Below are 20713 nucleotides of genomic sequence, written 5' to 3' on the forward strand. Positions count from 1 at the left end.
TTACAGCGCCTGGCGGTCCAGCCAGGCGTCGATTTCCGGCATGCGGTCGCGGATCACGGTGGCGCGGTACTGGATGCGCGAGATGGCCGTGTTGGTCTGGCTGCGCGCCGTGGCCGGCAGGTTGGCTTCGGCGTAGGCTTTCAGCTTGTCCGCCATGGCGGTGTTGAGCGCGCCGCTGGCCAGGGCGGGGAAGTAGCCCGCGCGCGAGCTGCTTTCCACCAGCGTGTTCACCTTGGGCAGGTTGGCCATGGCGAAATCGAAGGCGCGCTCGGTGTGCTCGCGCGATACGGCGGCGATGATGCCGGAGCCGATGGTGGCGTCCGGCTCGCCGCTCAGTGCCAGGTCCAGCGCGCGCTGCGCCAGCGCTGGATCGGCGCTTTCGCCCAGCAGGCCGTACAGCTCCGCCTTGACCAAGGAGGACTGTTCGGCCTTGGCGGCCGCGTGCAGCTGCTCCCACACGCGGGCGTCCGCGTTGCGGGCCACCACGCCCAGCACCACGCGGCGCAGTTCGGGCGGCAGCGCCTTGGCGTCGCCGGCCAGCGAGGCGTCGTAGCGGCGGCGCGCTTCCACCAGCACGTCGTCGTCGCCCAGCGCGCCCAGCGAATAGATCAGCTGTTCGCGCAGGATGGCGGTGGGGGCGTCCTCGCCGCTGCGGGCATCCCAGCCTACGCGTGCCAGCACCGGCGCCAGGCGGGAGATGGCGAAGGACGACAGCTTGGCGCGGGTGGCTTCATTGTCGCGGGTATAAACGCGCAGGTCGTCGAAGATGCGCGCGATGCGGCCCCACACTTGCGGCGCGGCGTCCACCGGCGTGGCGCGCGCCAGGCTCAGGGCGTCCGAGGCGGGCTGCTTGCCGGCCATGCCCAGCGCCCAGCTTTCGGTCATCAGTCCCAGCTGGTCCAGCGGCGCCAGCTTGCCGAAGCTGGCCGCCAGCGCGGCGTAGGCCTTGGGCGCGTACACGGTGCGGTAGTAGCCGGCTTGGCCGGCGTTCACCAGCACCGCCCCGCAGCCCGGCAGCGTGAGCGAGGCTTTGCCGCCGGTGACCAGGACGCGGCTCACGTCCTGCGCGCCCACAGTCTGCGCCAGCACTGGCACGCGCCAGGACAGCGGCTTCTTGTTCGGATGGTCCTTGCTGTATTCGCCTTGCGTGAGCGTGACGCGGGTCTGGCCGCCCTGGCAGCTGTAGTCGGACACTTTAATCAGCGGCACGCCGGGCTGCAGCGTGAAGTCGTGCGCGATGGCCTTCACCGGCTTTTTCGCGGCGCGCTCGATGTGCTGCCAGAGCTGGTCCGACACGGCGTTGCCGTAGGCGTTGGCCTTGATGTAGCCGCGCACGCCTTCGCGCCAGGCTTCCTCGCCCACATAGTTTTCCAGCATGTTGATGACGGCGCCGCCCTTGGCGTAGGTGATCTCGTCGAAGGCGGCGTGCGCCTCTTCCACGGTGGCCACCCGCTGCACCACCGGGTGGGTGGTGGCCAGCGCGTCGCGTTCGATGGCGCTGTTGCGGCCTGCCACGCGGTTCAGCGAGGTTTGCCATTCCGGATGCAGCAGCGCCGTGGTGCGGCCCGCCATCCAGGTGGCAAAGCCTTCGTTGAGCCACAGGTCGTCCCACCAGCGCATGGTGACCAGGTTGCCGAACCATTGGTGCGCGGTTTCGTGCGCGGCGGTACTGAAGGCTTCCTGCTTGTCGGCCTGGGTGGAGATGGCCGGATCGAGCAGTATGGTGGACTCGAAGCTCATGATGGCGCCCCAGTTTTCCATGGCGCCAAAGAACTGGCTGCGGCCCGGCGCGGCCAGGTTGTCCAGCTTGGGCAGCGGGTAGGGCAGGCCGAAGTAGTCGTTGTACTCGCGCAGCACGGCCTTGGACGAGTCCAGCACGAACTGCGCCTGGGGCAGGCGGCCCTTGACGGTGATCACGCCCAGTTCGGTGCCGCCTTCGGTGGCGGTGGCGCGCTCGAAGTCGCCCTGGCCGAAGAACAGCAGATAGGTGGACATGCGCGGCGTGGTGGCGAAGCGCACCAGCTTGCGGCCGCCGTCCAGCGCGGTGCTGCTGACGATGGGCATGTTGGAGACGGCCATCTGGTCCGCCGGCACGGTGGCCTCCAGCGCGAAGGTGGCGCGGAAAGCCGGCTCGTCCCACGATGGGACCATGCGGCGCGCGTCGGCCGCTTCGAACTGGGTGTAGAGCGCCCGCTTCTTGCCGGACGGCGTGTCGTAGTCGAGCGAGAACAGTCCGGCGGCCTGGTTGCCTATCTTGCCGCTGTAGTCGATGGCCAGCTGGTAGCTGCCCTTGGCCAGCGGCTGGGCGAAGCTCAGGCTGGCGGTGTGCTTGTCCGCGTTGAGGGCGATCTTGCTGGCCTGCTGCACCTGCTGGCCGGGGCCGGAGGCGATGCTGGCGCTGGCCAGCGCCAGGTCCAGCGCGTGCAGGGTGATGACGGCGCTGGGTTCCAGCACCTCGATGGCGATCACCACGCGGGCGCTGAAGGTGGCCGCTTGCGCGTCCGGCGTCAGCGAGATGGCGTAGTGGGTGGGGCGGACATTGCGCGGCAGCTGGGTGGTGGCCAGGCTTTCCGCAGCGGCGGCTTTGGCGGCCTTTGCCGGTTTGGCTTTGGCGGCTTGCGCGGCCTGCGCCGGCGCGGCGGCGAGGGCGGTCAGGGACAGGATGGCTGCGGAAATCAGGCTGCGCTGCATGCAATGCTCCAAGGTTTTTGTTGATGAAGCAATGTAGCTGTAATGGCCAGCGCGGTCAATGGACGGCTGCGGCAGCCAGGGGCAGCAGCATGGTCAGCTTCAGGTCATGGCGCTTGGCCAATTGCAGCGTCACCTGCTGAAAGGCCAGGGCTCCCCGCGCGGGATGCTGGAAGCGGCGTTCGCCGCCTTCGCGTCCCAGCACGTCCTGCAGGGGCCACAGTTGACGGAACTCGCCGCTGCCGCGCGCCAGTTCTGCAATCAGCGAGGCCAGCGGCTCCTGGCTGGCGTGCTTGCTGGTATCGGCGCGAAATTCCGCGACCAGGCGCTGTGCGCGGTGGGGCCAATCGACGATGAGGCTGCGCGCGGCGGGGTGGCTGAACATGAAGCGCAGCAGATTCGGTGTCCGGCCGTGCGGGTCCGCGCCGCCGTCCAGCCAGCCTGCGAACAAGGCCGCCGCGTCCGCATTCCAGGCCACGGCGTCCCATTGCTGATCCAGCACATAGGCCGGCGCCTGTATGGCCTGCACGATGGCGTCCAGCTCGCCGGGCGTGCCGCCGCCGTGCTCGTGCGCTTCGCGCTGCGGGTCCAGGCGCTCGGCAAGGCTGAACAGATAGGTCCGTTCCGCGCCGCTCAGGTGCAGCACATCGGCCAGCCGCGCCAGCATGCCGGCGGACGCGGACACCTGCCGGCCCTGCTCGAGCCAGGTCAGCCAGGTCGGGCTGATTCCGCACAGCTGGGCCAGTTCCTCGCGCCGCAAGCCGGGTGTGCGGCGCCGCCCGCCACCGGGCAGGCCGGCGCTTTGCGGGCTGATGCGTTCGCGGTGGCGGCGGATGAACTCGCCCAGTTCGTTGTTCATTGTCGCTAGCATGGAATGATTTATACCAGGATAAATTGTGGTCTTGTTACAGGATAAAACCCAGCCTATTCTGCAACAACTTGCCCAAACCAGGAGAAATAAATGAAGCAGCAAAGCTATGTCGCCCAGCAGTTCGGCAATACCGCCAGCAGCTATCTGAGCAGCAGTGTCCACGCGCAGGGAGCGGATCTGGCGGCGCTGCACGCCATTGCGCAGGGCATGCAGTCCCCGCGCGTATTGGACCTGGGCTGCGGCGCGGGCCACGCCAGCTTCGCCGTGGCGCCTGCCGCGCAGTCGGTCGTGGCCTACGATTTGTCGGCGCAGATGCTGGAGGTGGTGGCCGGCGCCAGCCGCGAACGCGGCCTGCGGAACATCAGCATCCGCCAGGGCGACGTGGGCAGGCTGCCTTTTGCCGACGCCAGTTTCGACCTGGTGGTGACGCGCTACTCGGCCCACCACTGGCCGGACGTGCAGGCCGCCCTGCACGAGGTGCGGCGCGTGCTGCGCGCGGGCGGGCGCTTCGTGGCCATCGATATCACGGCGCCGAAGGAGGCGCTGTTCGACACCACCCTGCAGGCGGTCGAGCTGCTGCGCGACGGCTCCCATGTGCGCGACTACCGGGTGTGCGAATGGGGCGCCAAGCTGAAAAATGCGGGCTTTGAGCACCAGTTGTCGAGCCAGTGGAAACTGACGATGCAGTTCGGCGAGTGGGTGGCGCGCATGCGCACGCCGGAGCTGCGCGTGCAGGCGATCCGCAGCCTGTTCGATTCGGCGCCGGACGAGGCGCGCGCCTATTTCAGCTTGCGGGACGATTATTCATTCGACATCGACGCCGCCATGTTCGACGCGGTTTGCGCGGGTTAGGCCACGCGCTTGTACAAGGGCTGCATGGGGAGCAGGGGGCGGTAGAAGGCGGCCAGCGCTTCGTTTTCGTCGAACTGGCGGTCCAGGGCCAGTAAGCCGAAGGGCGCCAGGCTGGCGTGGAACAGCTGCAGCACGCGCTGGCGCAGCAGCGGGCCGAAATCGGGCAGGGCGCGGCGGCACACGATGAGGTTGAATTCGTTGAAGGAGGCGTCCGTCACCAGGTTGTACTGCGCCCAGCTGATGCGGCTGCGCAGCTGCGGCAGCAGCACCGCTCGCTGGCCGGTGATGTGGAAGTAGTCGGCAAGCCGCGTGCTGCCGATGGCGGCGCCGGCGCGGTCGTAGCTGGCCTGGTATTCGGCCAGGCGTTCCAGCGGAATAGTGTGGTCCTGGGCTTCGGCCAGCAGTTCGTCGCTGGCGACGGTGCAGTGCAGCTCGGTGCGCGCCAGCAGGCCCTGTTCGGCCAGCAGCACGGCCAGCGTCCAGGCCTGTTCGGCGCCGGCGCAGTCGGCCAGCCAGACCTTGGGCAGCGCGGCGCCGCTCAGGCAGGCCGTGGAAGCCTGCCGCAGCAGGCGGGCTTCTTCCGCATCGTCGAACATGGTTGCGGAGGGCACGTGCAGCGCGCGCAGCACGGCGCTGGCGGCGCGCGGATCGTGCAGCACCTGGCCCTGCAGGGCGGACAGCGTGCGCAGGCTGCGCTGCTGCAGCAAGGCGCGCAGCTTGCGCCGCAGCGCGGTGCGCTCGTGGCCCCGGAAGTCGTAGCCGTAGCGCTGGAACAGGGCCTCGGCCAGCAGGTCCAGTTCCAGCTCCTCCACTTCCGGCGCCGCCTCGTGCCGCATCGGGGTCACATTGCCCATGGGCGCTCCATCAGTGCAGCCAGACGCGCATCAGCGACAGCAGCTGCGCCACGTCCACCGGCTTGGTGATGTAGTCGGAGGCGCCGGCGGCGATGCATTTGTCGCGGTCGCCCTTCATGGCCTTGGCGGTCAGCGTGATGATGGGCAGCGACTTGAACTTCGGTATGCGGCGGATGGCGCGCATGGTGTCGTAGCCGTCCATCTCCGGCATCATGATGTCCATCAGGACGATCTCGATGGTCGGGTCGCGCTCCAGCACCTCGATGCCGTCGCGCCCGTTCTCTGCAAAGGAGACTTGCATCTGCTGGCGCTCCAGCAGCGAGGACAAGGCGAAGATGTTGCGCAAGTCATCGTCGACGATCAGCACTTTGCGCCCGGCCAGGCCGCTGTCGGCCGCGTGGATTTCCTCCAGCATGCGGCGTTGCAGCTCCGGCAGGCTGGCCTGCGAGCGGTGCAGGAACAGCGCCGTCTCGTCCAGCAGGCGCTCGGGCGAGCGCGCGTCCTTGATGACGATGGTCTTGGCGTAGCGCTTGAGCCGCGCCACTTCCTTGCGGTCCAGGTCCTTGGCCGTGTTGATGACGATGGGCAGGTCGCGCAGCGTGGCGTCCTTGCCGATGATGTTGAGCAGGTCGAAGCCGCTGATGTCGGGCAGCGTCAGGTCCAGCACCATGCAGTCGAAGTGGTGGTCGCGCAGCGCCTGGAGCGCCTTCTCGCCGGAGTCCACCGCCACGATGCGCAGGTCGGCGTCGCCGATCAGGCTGACGATGGCGTCGCGCTGGTGCTGCTCGTCGTCCACCACCAGCAGGCTGCGCTTACCGCCCAGCAGGAACTTCTGGATGCGGCTGAATTCCTCGGTCAGCGTTTCCTTGCTGACCGGCTTGTTCAGGTAGGAAATGGCGCCCTGGCGCAGCGCGCGTTCGCGCTCGCGCAGGCTGGACATCACGTGCACCGGGATGTGGCGCGTGCTCGGGTCGCGCTTCAGGCGGTCCAGCACGGTGAAGCCGTCGATGTCGGGCAGGTCCAGGTCCAGCAGGATGGCCGACGGCAGGTAGTCGCGCGCCAGCGACAGGGCCGAGTCCCCCTGGTGGGTGACGATGCCCTTGAAGTTCTTTTCGCGCGCGTAGTCCAGCACCACCTTGGCGAAGCGCTCGTCGTCCTCGATGATGAGCACTGACGGGTCGCCCGGCGCCACCAGGGTGCGGTCGTCGAAGGAGCTGTAGATGGCCAGGTCGGGTTCCGGCTCGGCCAGCGCTTCGACCGCCAGCGGCGGCGGCGCGTACATGATTTTCGGCGGCTGCGCCGGCGCCCGGGTGGGCGGCTGGCGCGACAGGTCGTAGTTGACGAAGCCGGCGCGGTTGTAGGGCAGGAACAGCGTGAAGGTGGAGCCGCTGCCGACCACCGATTCCACGCGGATCTCGCCGCCCAGCAGGCGCGCCAGCTCGCGCGAGATCGACAGCCCCAGGCCGGTGCCGCCGTATTTGCGTGCGGTGGAGCCGTCGGCCTGCTGGAAGGCTTCGAAGATCAGCTGCAGCTTGTCGGCGGCGATGCCCACGCCGGTGTCGCTGACAGCGAAGGCCAGCACGCCGTCCGCATGCAGCAGGTTGGGGTGGTCGCTGGTCCAGCCGCTGGTGACCAGGCCGATCACCAGCGACACCTGGCCGTGGTTGGTGAACTTGAAGGCGTTCGACAGCAGGTTTTTCAGCACCTGCTGCAGGCGCGTGGTGTCCGTCATCACGGCGGTCGGCAGGTTCTCCGACAGTTCCACCGAGAAGCCCAGGTGCTTGGCTTCGGCCATGTGGCGGAAGGTGCGGTCCACGTAGTTGCGCAGGTTGGCGAAGCGGTATTCGGACACGTCCAGCGTCACCGTGCCGGACTCGATCTTGGACAGGTCGAGAATGTCGTTGATCAGCGTAAGCAGGTCGGAGCCGGAGCCGTGGATGGTTTTCGCGAACTCCACCTGCTTGCCGGACAGGTTGCCCTCCGGGTTGTCGCCCAGTTGCTGCGCCAGGATCAGCAGCGAGTTCAAAGGCGTGCGCAGCTCGTGCGACATATTGGCCAGGAACTCGGATTTGTATTTGGACGACAGCGCCAGCTGCGTGGCTTTCTCCTCCAGTGCCAGCTTGGCCTGCTCCACCTCGCGGTTTTTGCGCTCCACCTCGATGTTCTGCTCGGACAGCAGGCGGGCTTTTTCGGCCAGCTCCTGGTTGGTCTGCTGCAGTTCCTGCGCCAGCGACTGCGACTGCGTCAGCAGCGACTCGGTGCGGCTGTTGGCCTCGATGGTGTTGAGCACCACGCCGATGGATTCCATCAGCTGGTCCAGGAAGGACAAGTGGGTTTCGGTGAAGCGGTCCAGCGAGGCGATTTCAATCACCGCCTTCACCTGCTGCTCGAACAGGATAGGCAGCACCACGATATTGGTCGGCGGCGCGGCGCCCAGGCCGGAGCTGACCACGATGTAGTCGCGCGGCACGTCGGTCAGCCAGATGCGGACTTTCTCCAGCGCGCACTGGCCCACCAGGCCTTCGCCCGGCAGGAAGGAGGTGGGCAGCTTGCGGCTGGAGCGGTAGCCGTAGCTGGCGATCATGCGCAGGCGGGCGTCCGTGTCGAGCGAGTCCATCATGTAGAATACGCCGTGGTGGGCGGACACCAGCGGCGCCAGCTCGGACAGGATCAGCTTGGTCACGGCCTGCAAGTCGCGCTGGCCTTGCAGCAAGCGGGTGAAGCGCGCCAGGTTGGTCTTCAGCCAGTCCTGCTGCGCGTTCTTCTGCGTGGTTTCCTTCAGATTGCGGATCATTTCATTGATGTTGTCCTTCAGGTAGGACACCTCGCCGCGCGCCTCCACCTGGATGGAACGGGACAAGTCGCCCCGCGTCACGGCGGTCGCCACCTCGGCAATCGCGCGCACCTGGTTGGTCAGGTTGGCGGCCAGCTGGTTTACGTTCTCGGTCAAGTCCTTCCACGTGCCGGCCACGCCGGACACATTGGCCTGGCCGCCCAGCTTGCCCTCGGTACCCACCTCGCGCGCCACGCGCGTCACTTCCGATGCGAAGGAGGACAATTGGTCCACCATCACGTTGATGGTGTCCTTCAGTTCCAGGATCTCGCCCTTCACGTCCACGGTGATCTTCTTGGACAAGTCGCCGCGCGCCACGGCGGTGGTCACCGCCGCGATGTTGCGCACCTGGCCCGTCAGGTTGGACGCCATGAAGTTCACGTTGTCGGTCAAGTCCTTCCACGTGCCGCCCACGCCGGGCACATAGGCCTGGCCGCCCAGCTTGCCCTCGGTGCCCACTTCGCGCGCCACCCGCGTCACCTCGGAGGCGAAGGAAGACAATTGGTCCACCATCACGTTGATGGTGTTTTTCAGTTCAAGAATTTCGCCCTTCACGTCCACCGTGATCTTTTTGGACAGGTCGCCGTTGGCCACGGCGGTGGTCACCTCCGCGATATTGCGCACCTGGCCGGTCAGGTTGCCCGCCATGGAGTTCACGCCGTCGGTCAAGTCCTTCCACGTGCCGGCCACGCCGGGCACGTTGGCCTGGCCGCCCAGCTTGCCCTCCGTACCCACCTCGCGCGCCACGCGCGTCACTTCGGATGCGAAGGAGTTCAATTGGTCCACCATCACGTTGATGGTGTTTTTCAGCTCGAGAATCTCGCCCTTCACGTCCACCGTGATCTTCTTGGACAAGTCGCCGTTGGCAACGGCGGTGGTCACGTCCGCGATGTTACGCACCTGGCCGGTCAGGTTGCCGGCCATGGAGTTCACCGAGTCGGTCAAGTCCTTCCACGTGCCGGCCACGCCCTTCACCTGCGCCTGGCCGCCCAGCTTGCCCTCGGTACCCACCTCCCGCGCCACCCGCGTCACCTCGGAGGCGAAGGAGGACAATTGGTCCACCATCACGTTGATGGTGTTTTTCAGTTCAAGAATCTCGCCTTTCACGTCCACCGTGATCTTCTTGGACAAGTCGCCGTTTGCCACGGCGGTGGTCACCGCCGCGATGTTGCGCACCTGGCCCGTGAGGTTGGACGCCATGAAGTTCACGTTGTCGGTCAAGTCCTTCCACGTGCCGCCCACGCCCGGCACATAGGCCTGGCCGCCCAGCTTGCCCTCGGTGCCCACCTCGCGCGCCACGCGCGTCACTTCGGACGCGAAGGAGCGCAGCTGGTCCACCATCACGTTGATGGTGTCCTTCAGCTGCAGGATCTCGCCGCGCACGTCCACCGTGATCTTTTTGGACAAGTCGCCGTTGGCCACGGCGGTGGTCACCTCGGCGATGTTGCGCACCTGCGACGTCAGGTTACCCGCCATGGAGTTTACCGAGTCGGTCAAGTCCTTCCAGGTGCCGGCCACGCCTTTCACTTGCGCCTGGCCGCCCAGCTTGCCCTCGGTGCCCACCTCGCGCGCCACGCGCGTCACTTCGGAGGAGAAGGAGGAGAGCTGCTCCACCATGGTGTTGGCGGTGGTGGCCGCGCGCAGGTACTGGCCCTTGAGCGGGTGGCCGTCCACTTCCAGCGCCATGGTTTGCGACAGGTCGCCTTTCGCCACGGCGCCGATCACCCGCGCCATTTCCGTGGTCGGGCGCACCAGATCGTCGATCAGGGTGTTGACCGAGCTGATGATGGTCTGCCAGCCGCCGGCCACGTTGGGCACGGAGGCGCGCTGCGTCAAGCGGCCTTCGCGGCCCACCACGCGGCTCACGTCGGTGACCACTTTGACCATTTTTTCCTTGGTCTCGATGATCTCGTTCAGGGTGTCGGCGATCTTGCCCGGCATGCCGGTCCAGTCGGACGGCATGCGCACCGAGAAATCGCCTTTCTTCAGCGCCATCAGGATCTGCAGCAGCAGCTTGCTGTCGAGATCCTCGGCAAATTCGGTCATGTTGTTCATCAGGATAAATCCTCGGCAAAAGGTGGCGGACGATGGACGTAAAAGATACTCCGCTGACTAGCGGAGTCAAGTAAATGTTGCCAAAAGCGAAAAGTATGCCAAATATTAATTTGGCAACAGTATCGCGGGAAACTAATTTCTAATTTAGAACTTTTTTAGTTTCCGGCGCGCACGATTGTGCGGACAGGGCGGCTCAGCCCAGTTGCTTCAGCAGGAAGGCGTAGGTCAGCGCCCACATCTGCGCCTGCTGCGCGTTGTTGGCGGCGCCGGCGTGGCCGCCTTCGGTGTTTTCCCAGTACAGCACGTCGTGGCCCTGGTCCTGCATCAGCGCCGCCATTTTGCGGGCGTGGCCGGGGTGGACGCGGTCGTCGCGGGTGGATGTGGTGAGCAGCACGCGCGGGTAGCGCCCGGCGGCGCGCACGTTCTGGTAGGGCGAGTAGCGCTCGATGTAGGCCCACTGCGCCGGGTCGTCCGGGTCGCCGTATTCGCCCATCCAGGAGGCGCCGGCCAGCAGTTGGTGGTAGCGCCGCATGTCCAGCAGCGGCACCTGGCAGACCACGGCGCCGAACAGCTCGGGCCGCTGCGCCATGACGGCGCCCACCAGCAGGCCGCCGTTGCTGCCGCCCATGATGCCGAGGCGGCGCGGGCTGCTCAGGCCGCGCGCGGCCAGGTCTTCGGCCACGGCGATAAAGTCGTCGAAGGCGCGCTGCCGGTGTTCCTTCAGCGCGGCCTGGTGCCAGCGCGGGCCGAATTCGCCGCCGCCCCGGATATTGGCCAGCACGTAGATGCCGCCTTGCTCCAGCCAGGCCGAGCCGGTGACGGCGCTGTAGAAGGGCTTGAGCGAGACTTCGAAGCCGCCGTAGCCGTACAGCAGCGCGGGCCGCTCGGCGCCCGGCGCCGCGTCCCGCCCGGACACGACAAAATAGGGTACGGCGGTGCCGTCGGCCGAGGTGGCGTGCAACTGCTGCACGCGGTAGGGGGCGGCGTCGAAGAAGGCGGGCAGGGATTTCAGCCGCACACGCTCGTCGCTGCCGGCGCGGGCCAGGTAGAGCGTGGTCGGGGTCAGGAAGTCGGTGACGGTGAGGAAGTAGTCGTCGCTGTCTATGCTGTCCAGGGCGCTGGCGTCCAGCGTGCCGAAGGCGGGCGCGTCCACGGTGCGGCGCTGCCAGGCGCCGTCCACGTGGCGCAGCTCGGTGATGCGGTTCTTTACATTGTCCAGTTCGTTGAGCAGCAGGGCAGAGCGGGTGGCGCTGACGCCGTCCAGCGAACTGGTGGGCGTGGGCGTGAACAGCACGGCGAAGGCGCGCTCGCCGAGCAGGTGGCTGCGGAAGTCGGCTGCCAGCAGCGCGCCTTGCGGATAGCGCACGCCGTCCACCATCCATTCCGAGCGCAGCTCGATGATGAGCTGGTCGCGCACGGTGTAGGCGGTGGCGTCGTCCGGCTTGTCCACCCTGGTCAGCGTGGCGCCGTCGCGCAGGTAGAGCTCGTTGGTGTAGAAGCTCATGGATCGCCAGATCAGCTGGAACTCGTGGCCGGGCGTGAAGTCCTTGGCCGCGCCCACGGCCAGGTCGTCCGGCTCGCCTTCGAACACGGTGGCGGCCTGCTCCAGCGGCGTGCCGCGCCGCCATTCCTTGACGATGCGCGGGTAGCCTGAGCTGGTCATGGAGCCGGGGCCGAAGTCGGTGGCGATGAACAGGGTGTCGCGGTCTATCCAGGCGGCGCGGGACTTGGCTTCGGGCAGGGTGAAGCCGCCGTCGACAAAGCTGCGCGTGCCCACGTCGAATTCGCGCAGCACGCAGGCATCGCCGCCGCCGCGCGACAGCGACAGCAGGCAGCGCGTGCTGCGGTGCAGGAAACTGGCGCCGGCCCAGACCCAGTTTTCGTCCTCGGCGGCGGCCAGCGCGTCAATGTCGAGCACGGTGTCCCAGGCCGGTTCGGGTAGCAGGAACTGTTCCGGCGTGGTGCGGCGCCAGATGCCGCGCACGTGGACCGCGTCGCGCCAGAAGTTGTAGTAATAGCCTTCGTGCAGGCTGACGTAGGGAATGCGGTCCTGGGAATTGAGGATGGTCTTGAGCCGCGCATGCAGCGCCGCGTAGTGCGGCGTGGCTTCCAGCTCCGCCTCGGACACGGCATTCTGGCGCCGCACCCATTCCAGCGGCGCCTCGCCGGCCACGTCTTCCAGCCAGAGGTGGGGATCAATATTCAGTTCTGCGGGCATGCGGGTCTCCAAGGCGGCAGTGGGTTGGTCCGCCTATTGTGGCATGCCTGGGGACGGCTGGCTTATGGCGGAGCGGGCTGCTGGCTGACCCAGACCGGGGCGGACCAGAGCAGGGTGCCGTCGTCCTGGGTGATGCGGGCGTAGTAGTAGTGCTCGCCCGGCTCCGGGGTGAGGGTGATGCCGCCGCCGGAGGCTGCGCCGGCGAGGGGCAGCTGGGTGGTGGAGCCGCGCTTGCCGGGCACGCCCGATATGATGGCCAGCGCGGCTACTTGTCTGCCGGTGGCGCTGGCGTGGCGCACGTCCAGCGTCAGCGGGCCGCTGTTGCTGAAGCGCTCGCCCATCAGGCGGCCGTTGGCGGTGAGGACGATCTGGGCCTGCTTGTCCATGGTGGCGAAGACGCGCCGGGCGCGGATGGCGTCCAGCAAGGCGGCGGACGACAGCGCGGTGTTTTCCGGCAGCAGCACCGCCGTGCGGTTGGTGTAGGACATGCCCCAGTTGGCGCAGTGGTTGTCCTGGTTGCTGGCGAAGGCCAGGTGGTAGCCCGCTTCCAGCAGCCGCTGGCAGGCTGGCTCGTAGTTGCTGCGGCGGTTCTCGGTTTCGTCCGTATTGACGGAAAAGGCGTTGCTGTTCATGACCTCGCACAGCGCCATGGCGGCGTCGCCGTCCTCGGTGTAGCCCAGGGGCTGGCCGACGGCGCGGAACTGGCTTTCTTTCGGATGGTTGAACTGGCCCAGCCAGCCGCGCTCGCGCATCAGGGTGTAGAGCGCGCCGTAGTTGCCCTTGGCGGTGGCGATGTCGGCCAGCAGCTCGCCGCCGGCGTTGCGCTCCCAGCCCAGCAGCTCGGGGCTGTTCAGGATGTTCAGGTGGCCGCCGCCGCTGATCACACCCCATTCCATGCCGTAGATGGCCAGAAACTCCGGGTGCGCGGCCGTGTAGGCGGCGGCCGCCACAAGTCCGCCGTGGTACAGGCCCCTGGCCTGATCCGGGTCGGCGGATGGATTGCTGCCGTCGGAGCCGTCGTACATGTGGTTGTGCTCGGACGCCATCAGGAAGTCCAGGCCGTGGCGGCGGGCGTAGTCGAAAGCGTCTTCCGGGCCGAAGGGCGCGCTTTGCGGCTCCTGCGCGCCGGTGCAGTGGTCGAGTGCGCCTCCGCCGTCGCTGTGGCTGGTCTGGCTGTGCAGGTTGCCGTAGTAGACGGTGTAGGGAAGGGCGCCCGCTGCCGGCGCGGCGGCCGGGCTGCGGGCGGTGCGCGCCGTGGGCAGCGGACTGAACTGCGCCAGCGCCAGCGGGGTTGGCGCGCCCATGGCGACATCCCACTGCTGCCGGATGACTTCGCGCGCCCTGCCGGCGCCGGCTTCGGCGCGCATGCGCAATTGATAGACGCCGTCGGGCAGGGAATTTGCCGCCCTGCCAGCGGCCGCAGCCGCACCGGAAATCGGGCCGCAGCAGACCACGGTGGCGTCGGCCACGCCGGCCCGCGTGGCTGCCGCACCACGCCAGCGCCGCACGGTTGCACCGCCGGGACTGCGCAGCTCCAGCTGCCAGGCAACCCGCCGCGCGCCAGCGCCAGGCAGTGAAAAGTGCATGCCGATGAGGCCTTGCCCGCGCGCGCCGTCCGCCGCTGCGGCGCTGGCCAGCCGGGCCGGCGCGGCCAGCTCCGCCTCGAATTCCCGGTGCTCCCGCTCTGCGGCCATGCAAGCGCCGCCCCAGACTAGGCTGGCAGCGGCTACCATGATGAACGTCCCTGTGGCTGGCCGTGAACAAATGAACATGATTTCCCTCCTGCTCAACATGGTTAGAGCGGGAGCTTGTGAAATCGTTCACCTTTCTTCATCGCTTGCGTTTCGCTAGGCTCAGGTATGGCCAGTTAACGCTGGTTGAAAAATGCTGTTTGATAGTATGCTGCTTTAATGCAAAACAACTGGAACGAAGTGGCCGTGAATGCGTAAACTGGGTGCCCTGCTCAAAAGCCTGATTAATATAAGGACTGTGCTCTGGGGCATAGGCCTGTCGCTGGCATTGTCGGTGGGCATGGTGCTGTACGCGAACGCGGCGCGCGCGGTGGAGGAAGACGACCGCCAGCGCTTCGACAACCTGGCGCGCAGCACCCAGTACAGCATTTCCGCGCGCGTGAAATCCTACTCGGACGTGGTGCGCAGCCTGGTGGCCCTGTTCCAGACCAGCGACTCGCTCAGCCGCCAGCAGTTCCACGAGTACGTGTCCACGCTGAACCTGCCGCAGCATTTTCCTGCCATCGAAGCGCTCAACTACGCCGTGCCGGTGCGCGACGCCGACCGCGACGCCTTTGTGGCCGCGGTGCGCAACGACCGCAGCCTGCATGCGGGCGGCTATCCCAAGTTCGACATCAAGCCGCCCGGCCGGCGCGACCAGTACACCGTGTTGCTCTACCTGGAGCCGATGGAGATGGTGATGGAGCGCTTCGGCGTGGACATCGGCGTCAACCCGGCCATTGCGCGCGCCATGGAGCTGTCGCGCGACACCGGCCAGATCAGCGCCTCCGGCCAGCCGGTGGTGGTGAAAAAACCGGTGCCGCACATTGGCCTGGGCATGCGCCTGCCGGTGTACAAGCGCGGCATGCCGATACACGACGTGGCCAGCCGCCGCGCCGCCTATATCGGTTCGGTCGGCATCGGCTTTTCGGTAGCCAAGCTGGTGCAGGGCGCGATCGACGAAATGGCGATCCGCGAGGTGCACATGCTGCTGTACGCGGACAGCTCCACCGATGTGGAAAAGCGCCGCCTGACCATAGAAAAGACCGACCGCCTGCTGTACAACGACAACGGCTCCATCGAGGCGGTGCCGGTGGCCCCGGCCAATCCCGACGAATACATGGAAACGGTGCTGCCGATCGACTTCAACGGCACGCTGTGGAAGGCGCTGTTCCGCGTCAAGCGCGCGGACATGCACACCGGGCTGGACGCCTATTTCCCGTGGATCGCGCTGGCCACCGGTTTTATCGTCACCATGCTGATCTACGGCTACCTGCTGACCCTGTATTTCTCGCGCCGCAGCGCGATCGAGCAGCGCCTGCTGCTGGACAGCGTGCTCAACAACGTGGACGCCCGCGTCTTCATGAAGGACCAGCAGCGCCGCTATATCTACGTCAACGCCAAGACCGCCGAGGCGATGGGCATGCCGGTGGAGGAGATCATCGGCAAGAGCGACCGCGAACTGATGCCGCCGGCAGAGGCGGACGCGGCCTGGAAGGAGGAGCGCCAGGTCTTCCTGGACGGCATCAAGCGCGCCGGCGAGGAGCGCTATGTGGGGCGCGACGGCGCCGTGCAGCACCTGTGGACCGTGAAGGCGCCGGTGCATATCGATGGCGACGTTGCGGCCGTGATCGGCCTGGCCACCGACATCACCGAGCTGCACAACCTGAAGGAACAGGCGCAGGCCGCCAACCAGGCCAAGAGCGACTTCCTGTCGAATATGAGCCACGAGATCCGCACGCCGATGAACAGCATTATCGGCATGGCGCACCTGGCGCTGAAATCGGTCACCCACCCCAAGCAGCGCGACTACCTGCAGAAGATCTACCATTCCGGCCAGCACCTGCTGGGCATCATCAACGACATCCTGGATTTTTCCAAGATCGAGGCGGGCAAGCTGGAGCTGGAAGTGCTGGACTTCGCGCTGGAGACCTTGCTGGCCAATGTGTCCAGCCAGCTGGGCGAGAGCGCCGCGCGCAAGGAGCTGGAGCTGGTGTTCGAGATCTGGCCGGGCCTGGAGCACCAGCTGCGCGGCGACCCGCTGCGGCTGGAACAGGTGCTGCTCAATTTCACCAGCAACGCCATCAAGTTCTCGGAGAACGGCAAGATCTACATCCGCGCGCGGCCGGTGGAGGACCGCGACACCCACACCGTGGTGCGTTTCGAGGTGCAGGACCAGGGCATAGGCATGAGCCGGGAGCAGATCGATAAGCTGTTCCAGTCCTTCCACCAGGCCGACACGTCCACCACGCGCAAATACGGCGGCACCGGGCTGGGGCTGGTGATCAGCAAGCAGCTGGCCGAACTGATGGGCGGCACCGTGGGCGTGGACAGCCTGCGCGGGCACGGCAGCACGTTCTGGTTCACCGCGCGGCTGGCCAAGGGCACCAATTTCCTGGAGCAGCGCCACAGCGAAACGCTGCAGGCGGACGTGATGGCCACCATCCAGGGCGCCAACATCCTGCTGGTGGAGGACAATATTTTCAGCCAGCAGGTGGGGCAGGAGCTGCTCGAGGACGCGGGCGCCACCGTGTGCATCGCCAACAACGGCAAGGAAGCCATCGACCTGCTGCTCAAGGAGCATTTCGACTGCGTGCTGATGGACGTGCAGATGCCGGTGATGGACGGCTACGAGGCCACGCGATTGATCCGCTCGCACCCCAAGCTGGCCGGCACGCTGGTGATCGCCATGACGGCCAACGCCGGACGCGACGACCAGGCCCGCTGCATCGCCGCCGGCATGGACGAGTTCATCACCAAGCCGATCGCGCCTAACCTGCTGTTCATGGTGCTGTCGCGCTGGATGGTGCAGCGCGCCGGCGAGGGCACGCGGCCGCCGCGCAAGGACAGCCGGCCGGCCGTGTCCGCCGCCGCCGGGATCGAGACGCCGCTGCCGGAGAGCCCGGCGGACGCGGTTGCCGACGAGCCCGTCAGCGTTGCGGTCCCTGCGCCGCAGGCCGGCGGCGAGCTGTTCGACATCGGCGCGCTGGCGCAAACCTTCGGCAACAAGCACGACAAGATGCGCAAGTACGCGCTGATGTTCCTGGACGCCGCGCGCGACGGCATGGTGGAAGTGAACCAGGCCATGGCCGACGAGGACATGGCGCGCCTGGCCGAGCTGGGCCACCGCATCAAGTCCTCCGCCCGCGCCGTCGGCGCCATGAGCTTCGCCGAGCTGTGCCTGGCCCTGGAACACCTGTCGCCGGACGCCGCGCCGGCCCAGGCCCGGCACATCGTGGACCAGATGCAGCCGCTGCTGGACGTGCTGCAGGGCCATATCGCCCAGGAGCTGACCGCCCACGCGGCGGGCTAGGAGAAAAGTGGACGGAGGGGGAAATATTTTTCGAAGCGTGTCGATTTTGTGCGCAGCCGTCCGTCGTAGGGATGAAGCACCGTTTGCCCATACCACTTTGACCAAGGAAACGCCATGAAGAATCAGATCATCCTCAACTTGCCGGTGAAGGACCTGGATAAGTCCAAAGCCTTCTTTTCCTCGCTCGGCTTTACTTTCAGCGACCGGTTTAGCGGCGAGAACGCGGCATTCATGAACATCGCCGGCGACACCATCCAGGCCATGCTGACGGCCGAGCCTTTCTTCCAGTCCCTGATCAACAAGCCAGTCGTGCAGGCGAAGGACGCCAATGAAGTCGTCATCTGCCTGAGCTGCGAAAGCCGGGAGGAAGTTGACAGCCTCATCGCCAAGGCCGTCGCCGCCGGCGGCCGCACGCCGCACCCGCCGGAGGACCACGGCTTCATGTACGACCAGGGCTTCGAGGACATAGACGGCCACCTGTGGAACCTGGTCTGGATGGCGCCGGAGGCCTGACCCCGAACGGAGGACATGATGGGACTCTTGACCTTCAGTATCAATGTCACCCTGGACGGCTGCATCGACCACCAGGAGGGCATCGCCGACGACGAGACGCACGCCTTCTTCACCCGCCTCATGGACGAGCACGGGGCGATGCTGTGGGGCCGTACGACCTACGAGATGATGGAGAGCTACTGGCCAACTGTCGCCCGCGGCGCTGCGGAGGCGCCGCCGGCGATGCGCGAGTGGGCGGTCAAGCTGGAGGCCAAGCCGAAGTACGTGGTGTCCTCGGCGCGAACCGGCTTCACGTGGACCAACACCCACCACATCGCCGGCGACCTGCGCGCGAGCATACATAAGCTCAAGGACGCCACCCGGGACGGCGTACTCCTCGGCAGCGGCAAGCTCGCGGCCGAGCTCGACCGGCTGGACCTGATCGACGAGTACAAATTCCTCGTGCACCCCAGGATCGCCGGCCACGGCCCGACCCTGTACGGGAGCGGACTGCCCGGCACACGGCGGCTCGAGTTGATCTCGGCGCAGCCGCTCCGCAACGGCGCGGTCGCCATGCATTACCGGCGCGCGCGCTGACAGGGGTTTGCTATGATTGCAAGCCTATCCACCCACCGGAGGCCGCACCATGCTTGAAACGTTCAAGATCGTTGATTTGCCGGCGCAGGCTGTTGCTTGCATCCATATCACCGTGCCCGCCACGCAGATCCAGACGGTGATGGGGCCGGGGATACAGGAGCTGTTTGCGGCGCTGCAGGAGCAGGGCGTGGCGCCCACCGGTCCCTGGTTCACGCACCATTCCCGGCGCCCGACCGATACCTTTGATTTCGATATCTGCCTGCCGGTGGCTGCCGCCGTGAAGGAACAGGGGCGCGTCAAATCCGGCACCATCCCGGCCATGCGCGCCGCGCAGACTGTTTATCAGGGTGCTTATGAAGGCCTGGGCGAGGCCTGGGGCACTTTTATCCAACAAATTGCCGACGCCGGCCACCGCACCAAGGTGGATCTGGTGGAGACCTATGTGCTTGGCCCGGAAACCGGCGCGCCGCCGCAGGAGTGGCGCACGCAGCTGACGCAGCCGCTGGAGTAGTCGGCTACTGTCGATAGGCAACAGTGCAAGAGGTCTGCGGCAGTTGTCCTAGAATGGTTCGCTTCACCAGCCCGGAGGAAGCGCACCATGGAAGACTTGCCTGGCACCAAAATTTCCCGCCGTGACTTGTTGATTGCAGGGGCGCTGTCCGCCACGGCGGCGGCCATGCCGCCGGTGGCGTTGGCGCAAGCACATGCGCAGGACGGCGCGCCGTCCCCCGGCCTGCCGCCGGTGCGCTGCGCGTTCACCGTGAACGGCGTCCGCCAGGAACTCAGCCTGGATGCGCGCACATCGCTGTTGGACGCCTTGCGCGAGCACCTGCGCCTGACCGGCACCAAGAAGGGCTGCGACCACGGCCAATGCGGCGCCTGCACGGTGCTGCTGGATGGCCGCCGCATCAATTCCTGCCTGACCCTGGCGGTCATGCACGAGGGCGCGCAGATCACCACCATCGAAGGCCTGGGCACGCCGGACAAGCTGCACCCCATGCAGGCCGCTTTCATCAAGCACGACGGCTACCAGTGCGGCTACTGTACCCCCGGCCAGATCTGTTCGGCCGTGGCGGTGCTGGACGAGATCCGCCAGGGCAAGCCCAGCCACGTTACGCAGGACCTGGCCGCCAGGCCGTTGCTGAGCGTGGAGGAAATCCGCGAGCGTATGAGCGGCAATATCTGCCGCTGCGGCGCTTATTCCAACATTGTGGACGCGATCACCGAAGTGGGCGGCGCGGCGGGGAGGGCGGCATGAGGGCATTTACCTATCAGCGCGCGCAGTCCCCGGCCGAGGCGGCGGCAGCGGCCTTCCGCGCGCCGGGCAGCCGCTTTATTGCCGGGGGCACCAATCTGCTGGACCTGATGAAGCTGGAAATCGAAACGCCGCAGCATCTGATCGACGTGAACGGCCTGGCGCTGGACAAGATCGAGCCCACGCCGCAAGGCGGCCTGCGCATCGGCGCGCTGGTGCGCAACACCGACCTGGCCTCGGACCAGCGCGTGCGGCAGGATTATGCCGTGCTGTCGCGCGCGCTGCTGGCCGGCGCCTCCATGCAGTTGCGCAACCGCGCCACGACGGCGGGCAATCTGCTCCAGCGCACGCGCTGCCCGTATTTTTACGACACCAACCAGCCCTGCAACAAGCGCCAGCCCGGCAGCGGCTGCGCGGCCATCGGCGGCTACAGCCGCCAGCATGCGGTGGTGGGCGGCAGCGACGCCTGCATCGCCACCCACCCCAGCGACATGGCCGTAGCCATGCGCCTGCTGGACGCGGAGGTGGAAACGGTAAAACCGGACGGCGCCGCGCGCACCATCCCCATTGTGTCGCTGCACCGGCTGCCGGGCAATACGCCGCACCTGGAAACGGCGCTGGAGCCCGGCGAACTGATTACCGGCGTCACCCTGCCCAAGCCTGTGGGCGGCAAGCATGTCTACCGCAAGGTGCGCGACCGGTCTTCCTATGCCTTCGCGCTGGTTTCCGTGGCCGCAATCGTCCAGCCGGACGGCAGCGGGCGGGTGGCGCTGGGCGGGGTGGCGCACAAGCCGTGGCGCATCGAGGCCGCCGAGCAGCAACTGGCGCGCGGCGCGGAGCCGGTGGCCACGCAACTGCTGGCGGGCGCCCGCACCACGCCGGACAACGCGTTCAAGATCCTGCTGGTGCAGCGCACCCTGGCGTCCGTGCTGGACGAAGCGAAGAAAGGCTGATG

13 protein-coding genes are annotated in these 20713 nt (G+C 66.9%); 7 read left to right on the top strand and 6 right to left on the bottom strand.

Annotated elements, in window-relative coordinates; all coding sequences use genetic code 11:
- Nucleotides 1-2691, bottom strand: coding sequence for a M1 family metallopeptidase (locus tag GTP77_RS03315; protein ID WP_161070731.1), 2691 nt, complete (start codon nucleotides 2689-2691; stop codon nucleotides 1-3).
- Between the two features lie 55 nt (nucleotides 2692-2746).
- Nucleotides 2747-3547 carry a helix-turn-helix transcriptional regulator gene (locus GTP77_RS03320; protein ID WP_161070732.1) on the bottom strand — a complete coding sequence of 267 codons (801 nt, stop codon included), beginning with the start codon at nucleotides 3545-3547 and terminating at the stop codon, nucleotides 2747-2749.
- A 102-nt stretch (nucleotides 3548-3649) separates the two neighbouring features.
- On the opposite strand from GTP77_RS03320, the gene GTP77_RS03325 reads away from it, so the two are divergent.
- Nucleotides 3650-4411, top strand: a complete 762-nt coding sequence (locus GTP77_RS03325; protein ID WP_161070733.1) for a class I SAM-dependent methyltransferase — start codon at nucleotides 3650-3652, stop codon at nucleotides 4409-4411.
- Here the strand turns inward: GTP77_RS03325 and GTP77_RS03330 are convergent.
- The 4 genes from GTP77_RS03330 to GTP77_RS03345 form a co-directional block, all read right to left on the bottom strand.
- Nucleotides 4408-5265, bottom strand: a complete 858-nt coding sequence (locus GTP77_RS03330) for a CheR family methyltransferase (RefSeq protein ID WP_161070734.1) — start codon at nucleotides 5263-5265, stop codon at nucleotides 4408-4410. The genes GTP77_RS03325 and GTP77_RS03330 overlap by 4 nt on opposite strands.
- Nucleotides 5266-5275: 10 nt before the next feature.
- On the bottom strand, nucleotides 5276-10153 hold the full coding sequence (locus GTP77_RS03335) for a HAMP domain-containing protein (RefSeq protein WP_161070735.1): 4878 nt from the start codon (nucleotides 10151-10153) through the stop codon (nucleotides 5276-5278).
- Between the two features lie 193 nt (nucleotides 10154-10346).
- Entirely contained in the window at nucleotides 10347-12371 is a 2025-nt protein-coding gene (locus GTP77_RS03340; RefSeq protein ID WP_161070736.1) for a prolyl oligopeptidase family serine peptidase, read from the bottom strand.
- Between the two features lie 62 nt (nucleotides 12372-12433).
- Complete coding sequence (locus GTP77_RS03345) at nucleotides 12434-14065, bottom strand: CehA/McbA family metallohydrolase (protein WP_229202055.1); 1632 nt, start codon at nucleotides 14063-14065, stop codon at nucleotides 12434-12436.
- A 247-nt stretch (nucleotides 14066-14312) separates the two neighbouring features.
- On the opposite strand from GTP77_RS03345, the gene GTP77_RS03350 reads away from it, so the two are divergent.
- The 6 genes from GTP77_RS03350 to GTP77_RS03375 all read left to right on the top strand — a co-directional run bounded on the left by GTP77_RS03350 (nucleotide 14313) and on the right by GTP77_RS03375 (nucleotide 20711).
- On the top strand, nucleotides 14313-17414 hold the full coding sequence (locus tag GTP77_RS03350) for a CHASE domain-containing hybrid sensor histidine kinase/response regulator family protein (RefSeq protein ID WP_161070738.1): 3102 nt from the start codon (nucleotides 14313-14315) through the stop codon (nucleotides 17412-17414).
- Between the two features lie 114 nt (nucleotides 17415-17528).
- Entirely contained in the window at nucleotides 17529-17927 is a 399-nt protein-coding gene (locus GTP77_RS03355) for a VOC family protein (protein WP_161070739.1), read from the top strand.
- A 15-nt stretch (nucleotides 17928-17942) separates the two neighbouring features.
- Nucleotides 17943-18503, top strand: a complete 561-nt coding sequence (locus GTP77_RS03360) for a dihydrofolate reductase family protein (RefSeq protein ID WP_229202056.1) — start codon at nucleotides 17943-17945, stop codon at nucleotides 18501-18503.
- Between the two features lie 49 nt (nucleotides 18504-18552).
- Nucleotides 18553-19014, top strand: coding sequence for a GyrI-like domain-containing protein (locus tag GTP77_RS03365; RefSeq protein ID WP_161070740.1), 462 nt, complete (start codon nucleotides 18553-18555; stop codon nucleotides 19012-19014).
- 87 nt (nucleotides 19015-19101) lie between these two features.
- Nucleotides 19102-19761, top strand: a complete 660-nt coding sequence (paoA, locus tag GTP77_RS03370) for an aldehyde dehydrogenase iron-sulfur subunit PaoA (protein WP_161070741.1) — start codon at nucleotides 19102-19104, stop codon at nucleotides 19759-19761.
- Entirely contained in the window at nucleotides 19758-20711 is a 954-nt protein-coding gene (locus tag GTP77_RS03375) for an FAD binding domain-containing protein (protein ID WP_161070742.1), read from the top strand. The genes paoA and GTP77_RS03375 overlap by 4 nt, the downstream gene beginning before the upstream one ends.
- The last annotated feature ends 2 nt before the right edge of the window (nucleotides 20712-20713 follow it).

Source organism: Pseudoduganella aquatica, from assembly GCF_009857595.1.
In the GTDB taxonomy this organism is placed as follows: Bacteria; Pseudomonadota; Gammaproteobacteria; order Burkholderiales; family Burkholderiaceae_D; genus Rugamonas; species Rugamonas aquatica_A.

Coding starts and splice junctions, on each gene's coding strand:
- GTP77_RS03340 (WP_161070736.1), bottom strand. CDS start 12,371: ATGCCCGCAGAACTGAATATTGATCCCCACCTCTGGCTGGAAGACGTG.
- GTP77_RS03350 (WP_161070738.1), top strand. CDS start 14,313: ATGCGTAAACTGGGTGCCCTGCTCAAAAGCCTGATTAATATAAGGACT.
- GTP77_RS03360 (WP_229202056.1), top strand. CDS start 17,943: ATGATGGGACTCTTGACCTTCAGTATCAATGTCACCCTGGACGGCTGC.
- GTP77_RS03365 (WP_161070740.1), top strand. CDS start 18,553: ATGCTTGAAACGTTCAAGATCGTTGATTTGCCGGCGCAGGCTGTTGCT.
- paoA (WP_161070741.1), top strand. CDS start 19,102: ATGGAAGACTTGCCTGGCACCAAAATTTCCCGCCGTGACTTGTTGATT.
- GTP77_RS03330 (WP_161070734.1), bottom strand. CDS start 5,265: ATGGGCAATGTGACCCCGATGCGGCACGAGGCGGCGCCGGAAGTGGAG.
- GTP77_RS03325 (WP_161070733.1), top strand. CDS start 3,650: ATGAAGCAGCAAAGCTATGTCGCCCAGCAGTTCGGCAATACCGCCAGC.
- GTP77_RS03375 (WP_161070742.1), top strand. CDS start 19,758: ATGAGGGCATTTACCTATCAGCGCGCGCAGTCCCCGGCCGAGGCGGCG.
- GTP77_RS03320 (WP_161070732.1), bottom strand. CDS start 3,547: ATGAACAACGAACTGGGCGAGTTCATCCGCCGCCACCGCGAACGCATC.
- GTP77_RS03355 (WP_161070739.1), top strand. CDS start 17,529: ATGAAGAATCAGATCATCCTCAACTTGCCGGTGAAGGACCTGGATAAG.
- GTP77_RS03345 (WP_229202055.1), bottom strand. CDS start 14,065: ATGGCCGCAGAGCGGGAGCACCGGGAATTCGAGGCGGAGCTGGCCGCG.
- GTP77_RS03335 (WP_161070735.1), bottom strand. CDS start 10,153: ATGAACAACATGACCGAATTTGCCGAGGATCTCGACAGCAAGCTGCTG.
- GTP77_RS03315 (WP_161070731.1), bottom strand. CDS start 2,691: ATGCAGCGCAGCCTGATTTCCGCAGCCATCCTGTCCCTGACCGCCCTC.